The sequence below is a fragment of the Mucilaginibacter sp. 5C4 genome (assembly GCF_034345625.1).
Classification (GTDB): domain Bacteria; phylum Bacteroidota; class Bacteroidia; order Sphingobacteriales; family Sphingobacteriaceae; genus Mucilaginibacter; species Mucilaginibacter aurantiaciroseus.
On record NZ_CP133775.1, the window covers coordinates 1 to 12,414 of the forward strand.

9 protein-coding genes, 2 tRNA genes and 3 rRNA genes are annotated in these 12,414 nt (G+C 44.6%); 6 read left to right on the top strand and 8 right to left on the bottom strand.

The features are described 5' to 3' along the window. Window positions 1-329: 329 nt before the first annotated feature. The 6 genes from rrf to RHM67_RS00030 all read right to left on the bottom strand — a co-directional run bounded on the left by rrf (window position 330) and on the right by RHM67_RS00030 (window position 6,080). Window positions 330-441, bottom strand: a 5S ribosomal RNA gene (gene rrf, locus RHM67_RS00005). A gap of 262 nt (window positions 442-703) precedes the next feature. After that, window positions 704-3,586 (bottom strand): 23S ribosomal RNA (locus RHM67_RS00010). Window positions 3,587-3,981: 395 nt separating this feature from the next. After that, window positions 3,982-4,058, bottom strand: a tRNA-Ala gene (locus RHM67_RS00015). Between the two features lie 46 nt (window positions 4,059-4,104). After that, window positions 4,105-4,179: transfer RNA gene (locus tag RHM67_RS00020), tRNA-Ile, on the bottom strand. A gap of 161 nt (window positions 4,180-4,340) precedes the next feature. Beyond that, window positions 4,341-5,862 (bottom strand): 16S ribosomal RNA (locus RHM67_RS00025). The 16S, 23S and 5S rRNA genes sit together here with 2 tRNA genes alongside, the layout of an rRNA operon. Window positions 5,863-5,936: 74 nt before the next feature. Further along, complete coding sequence (locus tag RHM67_RS00030; protein ID WP_322228693.1) at window positions 5,937-6,080, bottom strand: hypothetical protein; 144 nt, start codon at window positions 6,078-6,080, stop codon at window positions 5,937-5,939. 487 nt (window positions 6,081-6,567) lie between these two features. On the opposite strand from RHM67_RS00030, the gene RHM67_RS00035 reads away from it, so the two are divergent. After that, window positions 6,568-7,965: a methyltransferase RsmF C-terminal domain-like protein gene (locus tag RHM67_RS00035; RefSeq protein WP_322229347.1), complete on the top strand. Its 1,398-nt coding sequence runs from the start codon at window positions 6,568-6,570 to the stop codon at window positions 7,963-7,965. A gap of 134 nt (window positions 7,966-8,099) precedes the next feature. On the opposite strand, the gene RHM67_RS00040 is transcribed toward RHM67_RS00035, so the two are convergent. Both RHM67_RS00040 and RHM67_RS00045 read right to left on the bottom strand, forming a co-directional pair. Beyond that, window positions 8,100-8,825 carry a LytTR family DNA-binding domain-containing protein gene (locus RHM67_RS00040; RefSeq protein WP_322229350.1) on the bottom strand — a complete coding sequence of 242 codons (726 nt, stop codon included), beginning with the start codon at window positions 8,823-8,825 and terminating at the stop codon, window positions 8,100-8,102. 2 nt (window positions 8,826-8,827) lie between these two features. Continuing rightward, a complete protein-coding gene (locus RHM67_RS00045) occupies window positions 8,828-9,838 on the bottom strand; it encodes a sensor histidine kinase (protein ID WP_322229352.1) in 1,011 nt (336 codons plus the stop codon). A gap of 317 nt (window positions 9,839-10,155) precedes the next feature. Here RHM67_RS00045 and RHM67_RS00050 point away from each other — a divergent pair, with 317 nt between their 5' ends. From RHM67_RS00050 to RHM67_RS20550, 5 genes are all read left to right on the top strand, one after another. Then, entirely contained in the window at window positions 10,156-10,359 is a 204-nt protein-coding gene (locus RHM67_RS00050; protein WP_252758503.1) for a hypothetical protein, read from the top strand. Window positions 10,360-10,418: 59 nt separating this feature from the next. Next, window positions 10,419-11,252 carry an ABC transporter ATP-binding protein gene (locus RHM67_RS00055; protein ID WP_322232159.1) on the top strand — a complete coding sequence of 278 codons (834 nt, stop codon included), beginning with the start codon at window positions 10,419-10,421 and terminating at the stop codon, window positions 11,250-11,252. A gap of 6 nt (window positions 11,253-11,258) precedes the next feature. Next, on the top strand, window positions 11,259-11,663 hold the full coding sequence (locus tag RHM67_RS00060; RefSeq protein ID WP_322229355.1) for an ABC transporter permease: 405 nt from the start codon (window positions 11,259-11,261) through the stop codon (window positions 11,661-11,663). A gap of 38 nt (window positions 11,664-11,701) precedes the next feature. Continuing rightward, window positions 11,702-12,064, top strand: a complete 363-nt coding sequence (locus RHM67_RS00065) for a hypothetical protein (RefSeq protein ID WP_322229358.1) — start codon at window positions 11,702-11,704, stop codon at window positions 12,062-12,064. 68 nt (window positions 12,065-12,132) lie between these two features. Next, entirely contained in the window at window positions 12,133-12,351 is a 219-nt protein-coding gene (locus RHM67_RS20550; protein ID WP_369124786.1) for a PLDc N-terminal domain-containing protein, read from the top strand. Window positions 12,352-12,414 lie beyond the last annotated feature (63 nt).

The window sequence follows — 12,414 nt, forward strand, 5'->3', positions numbered from 1 at the left end:
TCTTTCTGCGGAGTGGTTTTGGGTCATTTAGGGGCGGTATTTAGGTGGGTTTAAGCAAGATACCGGACGGATCTTACCCCCAAATATACCGGTTATAACAACAGGCCGTGGTGGCACGATACTGTCAGTAGTGTAATTTTGGAAGCATTGATTTTGAGCGCTTTACAAACATGCGCGTGTGTTCACCAGCGTGAACGTGAACATTTGGCTTGTTGGAAATGCGTGGCCGGGCAGGCTCACCATGGCAAACAGGAAAAGGTTTTAAACAAAGAAACCCCTCAACTTTTGGTTGAAGGGTTCTCGTTTAGTCCGTTTACTAACGGATTAAGATTGGGCACCGACCTACTCTCCCACATTTTACTGCAGTACCATCGGCTCTGGCGGGCTTAACTTCTCTGTTCGGAATGGGAAGAGGTGGACACCGCCGATATAGGCACCTGAATATTTTTAAGGTGAAAGCGAAAAGCATAAAGCTTAAGGCTAGTCCTTTTATAATTCGGTATTTGTTTTCACTTTCGGCTTCAGACTTGCGTCTATCAGCTTTCGGCTAAACTTAAACATAATTGAAAGAAGTAAGTATCAGAGAAAACAACAGCTTTGTTTTGCTCGATGATAGAGGCAAGAGATCGGATATGGGAACCTGGATTGCTCCTGGTTCTTACTTCTTACGGTCTTGGTTCTCTACCACCATTCATTACCTGCTATGAGAAAGCTTCGGATTATTAGTATTACTCGACTATGATGTCACCACCTTTATATCTGTAACCTATCAACGTAGTAGTCTGCTACGATCCTCAATGGAAGTCTCATCTTGTGGCTAGTTTCGCACTTAGATGCTTTCAGCGCTTATCTATTCCCAACGTAGCTACTCTGCAGTACACCTGGCGGCATAACAGATTCACCAGAGGTTAGTCCAACCCGGTCCTCTCGTACTAAGGTCAGCCCCACTCAAACTTCCAACGCCCACAACAGATAGGGACCGAACTGTCTCGCGACGTTCTGAACCCAGCTCGCGTGCCACTTTAATGAGCGAACAGCTCAACCCTTGGGACCTTCTCCAGCCCCAGGATGTGACGAGCCGACATCGAGGTGCCAAACCTCCCCGTCGATATGAGCTCTTGGGGGAGATCAGCCTGTTATCCCCAGCGTACCTTTTATCCTTTGAGCGATGGCCCTTCCATGCAGAACCACCGGATCACTATATCCGTCTTTCGACCCTGCTCGGCTTGTCTGCCTCACAGTCAAGCAAGCTTATGCTATTGCACTCCACGTACGGTTACCAAGCGTACTGAGCTTACCTTTGAAAGCCTCCGTTACCTTTTTGGAGGCGACCACCCCAGTCAAACTACCCGCCAAACAATGTTCTCGACATAATCGAGTTAGACACCAAATACAGAAAGGGTGGTATTTCAACGTTGACTAACATACTCCTAGCGAAGCATGATCACAGTCTCCCACCTATCCTACACATCCTGTATCCGATATCAATGTTAAGTTGTAGTGAAGGTGCATGGGGTCTTTCCGTCCCGTTGCGGGTAACCGGCGTCTTCACCGATACCACAATTTCACCGAGCTCATGGCTGAGACAGCGCCCAGATCGTTACACCATTCGTGCAGGTCGGAACTTACCCGACAAGGAATTTCGCTACCTTAGGACCGTTATAGTTACGGCCGCCGTTTACCGGGGCTTCGATTCAATGCTTCTCCTTGCGAATAACATCCCCTCTTAACCTTCCGGCACCGGGCAGGTGTCAGGCCTTATACGTCATCTTTCGATTTTGCAAAGCCATGTGTTTTTGTTAAACAGTCGCCTGGGCCTTTTCACTGCGGCTGATATTGCTACCAGCGCCCCTTCTCCCGAAGTTACAGGGCCATTTTGCCGAGTTCCTTAGCCATGATTCACTCGAGCACCTTAGGATTCTCTCCTCGACTACCTGTGTCGGTTTACGGTACGGGTTTTTATAACCTGAAGCTTAGCGGGTTTTCTTGGAAGTCTGATTACCTGAACTATCACCTTACCCGAAGGCTCAGTGTACTATCAGCTTTCAGCAAATCTGGCGTACTTAACTACCAAACCTATACCTACGGCCTTTAACGAACTATTCCGTCAGTTCGCGTCAGTGTCACTACTCCGTCACCGCATCGCAGTTATAAAAAGTACTGGAATATTAACCAGTTGTCCATCGGCTACGCCCTTCGGCTTCACCTTAGGCCCCGACTAACCCTGATCCGATTAGCGTTGATCAGGAAACCTTAGTCTTTCGGTGGGCGGGTTTCTCTCCCGCCTTATCGTTACTTATGCCTACATTTGCTTTTCTAATTCCTCCACAGTCAATTGTCTTTCCTGCTTCACCGGCAATTAGAATGCTCCCCTACCAGTATATACATAGTATATAATCCATAGCTTCGGTATAACGCTTAATGCCCGTTTATTATCCATGCCCGATCGCTCGACTAGTGAGCTGTTACGCACTCTTTAAATGAATGGCTGCTTCCAAGCCAACATCCTAGCTGTCTATGCAATCGGACCTCGTTAGTTCAACTTAGCGTTAATTTGGGGACCTTAGCTGATGGTCTGGGTTCTTTCCCTCTCGGCCATGGACCTTAGCACCCATAGCCTCACTGCAGTGTATATTATATAGCATTCGGAGTTTGTCTGGATTTGGTAGGATTTGACTCCCCCGCACCCAATCAGTAGCTCTACCTCTATATAACTTAACCACCACGCTGTTCCTAAAAACATTTCGGGGAGTACGAGCTATTTCCCAGTTTGATTAGCCTTTCACCCCTACCCACAGATCATCCGGAAACTTTTCAACGTTTATCGGTTCGGTCCTCCAGTACCTGTTACGGCACCTTCAACCTGTCCATGGGTAGATCACAAGGTTTCGCGTCTACCCCCTCTGACTATACGCCCTATTCAGACTCGCTTTCGCTTCGGATCCGTGTCTTAAACACTTAACCTTGCCAGAGAGGAGTAACTCGTAGGCTCATTATGCAAAAGGCACGCCGTCACACCACGAAGGTGCTCCGACCGCTTGTAAGTACACGGTTTCAGGTTCTATTTCACTCCCCTGTTCGGGGTTCTTTTCACCTTTCCCTCACGGTACTGGTTCACTATCGGTCTCTCAGGAGTATTTAGCCTTACCGGATGGTGCCGGCAGATTCCCACAAGGCGTCTCCGACCTCGCGGTACTCAGGATACCACTATCCTATCATTACTTACCCGTACGCAGCTCTCATGCTCTATGGCGGGGTTTCCCACCCCCTTCCGGTTCATTTTGATATTCATGTTGTGGTCCTACAACCCCAGCTATGCCGTAACATATCTGGTTTGGGCTTCTTCCCTTTCGCTCGCCACTACTCAGGAAATCATTATTATTTTCTCTTCCTCTGCTTACTTAGATGTTTCAGTTCAGCAGGTTTGCGCATATATGCAACTAGTCTTCAACTAGTTAGGTTTCCCCATTCGGAAATCTGCGGATCAATTCATATTTGCTAATCCCCGCAGCTTATCGCAGCTTATCACGTCCTTCATCGCCTCTGAGAGCCAAGGCATCCCCCGTGTACCCTTTCTTACTTTCTTCTATACTTGTACTGCTTTTGCTCAGTACTGTATGCTTTTTGATATGTTGCTCGTTTAGATGCAAGATGTCATGAACCAGGAACCAAGATTTATTGCCGAAGCTTTCTATCTTTTATCTTGTCTCTTATTTCTTGTAACTAAAGCCAAACAACGTCTCTACTGTTGTTTTCTCTTTTTAATTACTTCTTCCAATATGTCAAAGAACTTTACCCTATATCATACAACGTGCATGATAACTTGCATTATATCCTATCCTGTTAAGGAAACGGAGGGTGTAGTGGAGAATAACGGATTCGAACCGATAAACCTCCCGATGTAAATCGGGTTGCTCCAGCCCCTTTCGGCTGATTTCCTTTACTTTATTTCAAAGTGTTAATGTTTGCATCGCGCAAACTTGGTGGAGAATAACGGATTCGAACCGTTGACCCCCTGCGTGCAAGGCAGGTGCTCTAGCCAGCTGAGCTAATCCCCCTTTCAGATGTTTGTTAATACCAAGTCATTCTGGTATCTTCACCTCGTAGTCCCGAGCAGATTTGAACTGCTGACCCCTACATTATCAGTGTAGTGCTCTAACCAAACTGAGCTACAGGACTGTTTGTTTATCTTTACAATCTTGCCACTATTATGGCTGCACCACAACCGATGGCTTCATCTTCCGGGTTGTTTTTTTTAGAGAATAAATAAGAAAATAATCATGCAGGTAACAGTTAAACTGTCATTTGCGTACTCAGGTAATTTTTGGATAATGCTCCAGAAAGGAGGTATTCCAGCCACACCTTCCGGTACGGCTACCTTGTTACGACTTAGCCCCAGTTACCGACTTTACCCTAGGACGCTCCTTACGGTTACGCACTTCAGGCACTTCCAGCTTCCATGGCTTGACGGGCGGTGTGTACAAGGCCCGGGAACGTATTCACCGCATCATTGCTGATATGCGATTACTAGCGAATCCAACTTCACGGGGTCGAGTTGCAGACCCCGATCCGAACTGTGAATGGCTTTACGAGATTGGCATCCTGTTGCCAGGTAGCTGCCCGCTGTACCATCCATTGTAGCACGTGTGTAGCCCCGGACGTAAGGGCCATGATGACTTGACGTCGTCCCCTCCTTCCTCTCTATTTGCATAGGCAGTCTGAATAGAGTCCCCACCATTACGTGCTGGCAACTATTCACAGGGGTTGCGCTCGTTGCGGGACTTAACCCAACACCTCACGGCACGAGCTGACGACAGCCATGCAGCACCTAGTTTCGTGTCCCGAAGGACTGATTCGTCTCTGAATCATTCACTAACTTTCAAGCCCGGGTAAGGTTCCTCGCGTATCATCGAATTAAACCACATGCTCCTCCGCTTGTGCGGGCCCCCGTCAATTCCTTTGAGTTTCACCCTTGCGGGCGTACTCCCCAGGTGGAATACTTAACGCTTTCGCTTAGACGCTGACCGTATATCGCCAACATCGAGTATTCATCGTTTAGGGCGTGGACTACCAGGGTATCTAATCCTGTTTGATCCCCACGCTTTCGTGCCTCAGCGTCAATGACACTTTAGTAAGCTGCCTTCGCAATTGGTGTTCTGTGACATATCTATGCATTTCACCGCTACTTGTCACATTCCGCCTACCTCAAGTGTATTCAAGTTCTTCAGTATCAAAGGCACTGCGATAGTTAAGCTACCGTCTTTCACCCCTGACTTAAAGAACCGCCTACGCACCCTTTAAACCCAATAAATCCGGATAACGCTTGGATCCTCCGTATTACCGCGGCTGCTGGCACGGAGTTAGCCGATCCTTATTCTTACCGTACATTCAGCTTCTCACACGTGAAAAGGTTTATTCCGGTACAAAAGCAGTTTACAACCCGTAGGGCCGTCTTCCTGCACGCGGCATGGCTGGTTCAGGCTTGCGCCCATTGACCAATATTCCTTACTGCTGCCTCCCGTAGGAGTCTGGTCCGTGTCTCAGTACCAGTGTGGGGGGTCATCCTCTCAGATCCCCTAAACATCGTAGCCTTGGTAAGCCATTACCTTACCAACTAGCTAATGTTCCGCATGCCCATCTTAATCCTATAAATATTTGATTACCAGAAAATGCTGTCCGGTAATGTTATGCGGTGTTAATCTCTCTTTCGAGAGGCTATCCCCCAGATTAAGGTAGGTTACATACGTGTTACGCACCCGTGCGCCACTCTCATGAAAAGCAAGCTTCTCAATCCCGTTCGACTTGCATGTATTAGGCCTGCCGCTAGCGTTCATCCTGAGCCAGGATCAAACTCTCCATTGTATAATGTGTTTGTTCAAATCCAGACCCTATTAACTCAATCAATAGAAATCTGTAAAAAAAAATATTCTCTTACATTATCCCATTCCCTTAAGTTCGCTTTGATAACAATCAACCTCATCTTTCGATTCCGCTGCCGTTACGCTGCATAATTTATTCTCTATCTCTTTTAAGAACTTTGCGCCTAACCATCTCGGCTCGGCTTTTATGTCGTCGATCATTGCGATCTAAACTCTCAATCTTGTGTTTAAGAAATCATTGCGATCTCTTTGTTTTTCAATGCTTTGCTTCATTGTAGAAGCGAATGCAAAGATGCGATTATTTTTAATTCGTGTCAAGTGTTATTTTCACTTTTTTTGAACTATTTTTTCTTCGCTGTTTTTCAATTTAACAACCGCAATTTCTTTCGTTGTTGCGGGCTGCAAAGGTGCAAATAAATTTGGTGATTGGCAAGTGAAATATTCACTTTTTTTAATCTTTTTTTTATTCGCTAAACTTCAAAAAACAACGCCCTTTTTATTTGAGCGGCCACAAATGTAAGTAGAAAACCCCTACCCTTACAAGCATTAATTGAAAATAATTAAAACAATTTTGTAACTACCTGTAAATTAACACCAAATTAACGTAAGCATTATGTGTACAAACATCAATTAAGGCCATATATACCTTATAATGCCTAATAAAGGCATTATTTAAGGCCATAAAAAAATGCGTAAGTTTGATTTAGATATGGAAAACTTCACCTTCCCGCCGCTGTTTTTAGATGATTTGAATGACGAACAGGGCTTCGACCGCCAAAATTTTATTGATGCGCACCTTTCAGAACCTACCCCAACATCCATCAGAATTAACCCTTTTAAACAATCGGCCCTAAAAACCGACTCTCAAGTACCCTGGTGTACCGAGGGCTTTTATTTAAATGAACGCCCTTCCTTTACTTTCGACCCGCTATTTCACGCGGGTGCTTATTATGTACAGGAGGCATCGTCTATGTTTATCGCACATATATTAAATACCATCCGCCCAAATAAGGATGATGCCATTAAAGTATTAGACCTTTGCGCGGCGCCGGGCGGTAAATCTACCCTGCTAAATTCTGCGCTAAATAGCAGCGACCTGCTGGTGGCAAATGAGATCATCAAAACGCGTGTACCTATATTAAGTGATAACCTTAACCGCTGGGGAACATCAAATACTATCATCACCAATAACGACCCGAAGGACTTTAACGCCATCCACAGTTTTTTTGATATGGTACTGGTAGATGCGCCATGCTCGGGCTCGGGCATGTTCCGTAAAGACCCTGCTGCCATGAATGAATGGAGCGAAGGCAACGTTAACCTTTGCCACCAACGCCAGGAGCGCATCCTTGCAGATATTTATCCCGCCTTAAAAGAAGACGGCTACCTTATATATAGTACCTGCAGTTATTCGCACCAGGAGAACGAGGATATACTGGATTGGCTTTGCACCGAGTTTGGCTTGGATAGCGTACGCATACCTATATATAAGGAGTGGGGAATTGTGGAAACCGAATCGCCGCTTAAAAAAGCTTGGGGCTACCGCTTTTACCCGGGCAAGGTTAAGGGCGAGGGTTTGTTTGCGGCCTGCCTGCGCAAAAAGGAAAGCAGCGGTGGCCTATCCAACTATAAAAACAACGGGCAGCAAAAACTACCGGCCAAAGAGATGGATATTGTAAAAGGTTATATTAATGATGCCGATGACTTTTACTTTTTTAAAGTGAACGAAGACTGGCTGGCCATAAACCGTGAGCACAAAGAAAGCCTGAACATTTTGCACCGACACCTATATATAAAGAAGTCGGGGGTGCGGATTGGGAAGCTGGCCGGTAACGACCTGATCCCGGAACATGAGCTGGCCCTTAGCTTAGTTATTAATAAGGATACAGTATTATCTACCGAGCTAACCAAAGAGCAGGCTATCCAATACTTACGCCGCGATAATATAGACCTGGAAATTACCGGCAAAGGCTGGAGTTTGATGACCTACCAGGGATTGGCTTTAGGCTGGGCGAAGTTGCTACCTAATCGTATCAATAATTACTATCCGAAAGAAATTAGGATAATGACGCAGCAGGTGGTTTAAACTGAAAACCTATTTACCGCGCGTCATTGCTGTAAGGAAAGTAGTGACGTGGCAGTACTCGATAGACTTGTTTGCGGCTCTGTAAGTAGGAGATTGCCACGCTATCGCTCGCAATGACGCGCGGAGACAATCCTCTATATATTCTTCCCGTCTACTATCTTAAAAAACTCATCCCTATAGGTATCCCCAACGGGGATCACCTTGTCGCCGATGAATATTCGGCTGCGCTCGATGCTGTCTATTTTATTAATAGATACGATGTATGATTTATGCACGCGGATAAAGTGCTTCGGCGGCAGGGCGTCTTCCATCTTTTTCATGCCTTGCAGGGTTATGATACGCTCGGCTGGGGTAAAGATGGATACGTAATCTTTCAACCCTTCTATAAACAGGATATCATGCAGGTATACCTTTTGGATTTTATGCTCGGTTTTCACGAAGATGAAGTCGCTCATAAAATCATCCTGTTGCACGGGCTCGGCTTTAACAACCGGTGCGGTTGCAGGCTGGATAATCGCCTGCGCTTTTTGCACCGATTTAAAGAACCTGTCGAACGCGATAGGTTTCAGCAGGTAATCTACCACGTCAAGTTCGTAACCTTCCAGCGCGTATTGCGGGTAGGCGGTTGTCAATATCACTTTTGCTTTGCCGTTTGAGATGCGCAGGAACTGGATACCTGTCAGTTCGGGCATTTGCACATCTAAAAAAACCAGGTCGATACCGCCATCCTGCACCATGGTTAGGGCTTCGATGGGGTTGGTGGTTGCTTTTACCAGCTGCAAAGCAGGCATCTTGGAGATATAATCTTCCAGTATATTAAGCGCCAAAGGCTCATCATCAACAACAAGGCAACGGATCATGGCTATAAAACTAAGGATAATTGAACTGTGTACGTATCCGCTTCGTCGCGAATATCTAAATTATATTTCCCGGGGTACAGCAGGTCCAGCCTGCGGCGAACGTTTGCAAGCCCTATCCCGCCGGACGGATCGCGGTTATGCGTATGTTTTTTGTTTTGGATAAAGAAGTTTAAATGGCCATCCCCCAAATTTATTTTAAGGATTATTGGCGATAGCGCATCGTTTGCCACCCCGTGTTTAAAAGCGTTCTCTATAAACGAGATCAGCAACAACGGCACAATATGCTGGTTGGTTACCTCTCCCGTTACTTCAAAATTGATGAAAGCGCTATTACCAAACCTGATCTTTTGAAGGTCGATGTAATTTTGCAGGTACTGCAGTTCCTTAGTTAGCTCTACCCTATTATCATTACACTCGTAAAGCATGTAACGCATAATCTCGGATAGTTTCAGGATAGCCTCGGGCGTGGTATCCGATTTTTGGTAGGCCAGCGAGTAAATGCTATTTAACGAGTTGAACAGAAAGTGCGGATTGATCTGCGATTTCAAAAACGACAACTCTGCCGAAAGGCGCTGGTTCTCCAGGTCTCGCTGTACGCGTTCGTTCAGGAACCAGTCGGTAGTAAATTTTAAAACCGTACTTAAGAAAATAAATATGATATTGGTGAATAACGTACTGAAAGCGTACTGCCAAAAGGCAATGATCTTACCCGCCCGCTCTAAGGCGATAGGCTTAAATATTACCGCCACCCCATACTTTATAAGCCCAAATACAATTAAGGCGCTTATTATATATATAGCGTAGTGCTTATACTTTTTTACATCTAAATACTTAGGGATAAGCAACAGATAGTTTAAATAGAACAATGCAATGTTTATTACACCAAATACCACAAATATAACCAGCAAGGTTTTCATAGGCATTTTACCCCCGCTGTGCCCTAAAAACACAAAAAGCGAGATCATGCTTAGCCAGAATAGTAAATGCCAAAAAATTTGCCAGGCCCGTTTCATCTATATATTTTCTTATCTAAATCTAAGCCTCACGCTGTCCTCTCCAAGGGAGAGGGTTCCAATAGCTTTTTCAAGTCATCTCTCCCGATTGCCCTCAGGATGGAGAGGCTATCTGCATCTAAAGTAATATTTATAGCCGGATTTAGCTGTGTAATTATATGTAGCAACGCATTGTTTAGATGAACGGGCTAAAAAAACCGACGAACGGGTTAAACGTGGTTTTTAACCGTTCATCTACAAATGCTGCCTGTTGGTCTAAATGATTTTAGGGGGTGGGTTATTTAGTATTCCTTTGTTCTATCAAAATCACACACACAATGAAAAAGTTAGTTTCAAACTCAAATCCATTTATCCTATTACTGGCCCCTGTAGTTTTTGCCATAATAATGGGCGTTAGCTACCAGTTTGAACAGAAACAATTTACTGCAAGCAACTCTGCAGTGCACGCTACATCATTATTTATTAAAGGTGTAACCGTAATTAAAACCGTTGCTTCTATCGCTACCGAAAAACTATGGTAATCCAAACAAACGGTTTATCATAGTTTTTCGGTAACCAGCAAGTTGTTAAATCACTTTCCCTGCAAGTACCCGCGGGGAGCATATACGGGTTTTTAGGGCCAAATGGCGCCGGTAAAACCACTACCATAAAAATGCTGCTCAACCTGCTCCAAGCCGGCGAAGGCAGCATTCATATTTTTGAGAAAGAGCTGAACAGCAACCGCATCGAAGTTTTAAAGCAGATAGGTTCGCTGATAGAGCAGCCCGCCATATACCACCACCTTACCGGCCGCGAAAACTTGTTGAACCGCGCCATGCTTTTGCAGGTGAACGAAGCGAAGGTGGATGAGATGCTGAAACTGGTGCAGCTTACCAATGCTGCCGATAAAAAAGCAGGCCAGTACTCGCTTGACATGAAACAGCGCCTGGGTATTGCCCTTGCCTTACTTGCCGACCCAAAACTTTTAATTTTAGACGAACCCACTAACGGTCTTGACCCTAACGGCATCATCGAGATCCGCGAGTTGCTGATGCGCCTGGTGGCTACCGGTAAAACTGTTTTTATATCCAGCCACTTACTTGCCGAGATAGAGAAGATGGCCACCCACGTTGGTATCATTAATAATGGCCAATTGATGTTCCAGGGGACTATAGGCGACCTGCAGAATATTAGCCAACCGCTTATCAATATCGAAACAGATAACACCGTTGATGCTGCCAACCTTTTAAAGCGCCATAACTTTACGGTAACTGATGTTGACCAGAACCATCTTTACGTGCCATTTACATCAAAAGAGCAGATCGGTGAAATAAACACCCTACTTATTCAAAATGGCATTACCGTTTTTGGTATCAACAAACAACGGAAAGACCTTGAACGGTTATTTTTAGATATCACAACCCAAAGTAACTAAACCAACATGAAGGAATTTTTACTATCATTCCGTTCCGAATTTTATAAGACCCGTAAAACTATAGGATTTTTGGGTGCTATTTTGCTGCCGCTTCTGATTAGTTTATTAGCCTTTGCCATATTTTATACCAAAAGCGAAAAGTTTACGGCTATGCAGCCGATGGAGCTGTGGGTACAATTCTCGATGATTGGCTTAGGCATGATGGGTACCTTATTATTACCCATGTATACCATATTTGTAGCATATTCTGTTAATAACGTAGAGCATAAAGCCGACACATGGAAAACACTTTTCAGCTTACCCATATCGCGTTGGTCGGTTTACGGTGCCAAGTTTGTCTACGCCTTATTCCTGGTATTTTTGTGCCTGGCCTTGTTCGCTTTATTCACAATAGGGTTTGTAATTTACTAAGTGCTTTAAAACCTGAATTAAAATTTAATTCGTACCATATGGAACTGCAACTTATGCAGATTTACTTTAAGCTGTTCCTGTCTTCATTAGGTATTTTATCAATACAATTCCTATTAAGCCTTTTATGGTCTGATTTTTTAAAGCCCATGGGCCTTGGCTTTGTAGCCACAATTGTGGGCGTAACTGCAGCATCAAAAAATTGGGATTATAGCTATCTTTTTCCTTACTCACACCCAATGGTTGCTATAACTACAATGATAAAGCAGGGCGACAAAGCCCATGGCCCTGTAAGAGACCTGCAGATAAACATATTTACTGATGATGTCTATGTAAGCCTTGTTATTTGCATTGTGGTGTTTGTTGCAGGATATTATATAGTGCGGAAGAAAAGCGTGAAGTAGGGTATTAAAGATTAGTAAGCGTATTTGCAAATAATCGCGCAATTTCGTATCTTTAGGTTCAATCACTTATGAATGCAATTTTGCTAAGCGGTAGTTCAACCGCAATTTTCATCATTACTTTTTTAATAATAGCTTATTTTGGGCTAATCATATTTTGTTTGTTCGATGCTGTTCGTTCCACTTTCAATGGTGCATCAACCAAAATAATCTGGGTGTTAATAATCCTCTTCGCGCCTTTTATCGGGTCTATCCTTTATCTTGCTATCGGCAGAAGCTCACGGGTATAAAGTTACATTTTGCTAAAGCCGATTTTCATTTATAATCCGTTGGCTAAAGCCAACGGCAATAAT

What these genes read in the sequence shown, in the direction of transcription:
- RHM67_RS00030 (WP_322228693.1), bottom strand. Translation starts at nt 6,080, where the DNA reads ATGATCGACGACATAAAAGCCGAGCCGAGATGGTTAGGCGCAAAGTTC.
- RHM67_RS00035 (WP_322229347.1), top strand. Translation starts at nt 6,568, where the DNA reads ATGCGTAAGTTTGATTTAGATATGGAAAACTTCACCTTCCCGCCGCTG.
- RHM67_RS00040 (WP_322229350.1), bottom strand. Translation starts at nt 8,825, where the DNA reads ATGATCCGTTGCCTTGTTGTTGATGATGAGCCTTTGGCGCTTAATATA.
- RHM67_RS00045 (WP_322229352.1), bottom strand. Translation starts at nt 9,838, where the DNA reads ATGAAACGGGCCTGGCAAATTTTTTGGCATTTACTATTCTGGCTAAGC.
- RHM67_RS00050 (WP_252758503.1), top strand. Translation starts at nt 10,156, where the DNA reads ATGAAAAAGTTAGTTTCAAACTCAAATCCATTTATCCTATTACTGGCC.
- RHM67_RS00060 (WP_322229355.1), top strand. Translation starts at nt 11,259, where the DNA reads ATGAAGGAATTTTTACTATCATTCCGTTCCGAATTTTATAAGACCCGT.
- RHM67_RS00065 (WP_322229358.1), top strand. Translation starts at nt 11,702, where the DNA reads ATGGAACTGCAACTTATGCAGATTTACTTTAAGCTGTTCCTGTCTTCA.
- RHM67_RS20550 (WP_369124786.1), top strand. Translation starts at nt 12,133, where the DNA reads ATGAATGCAATTTTGCTAAGCGGTAGTTCAACCGCAATTTTCATCATT.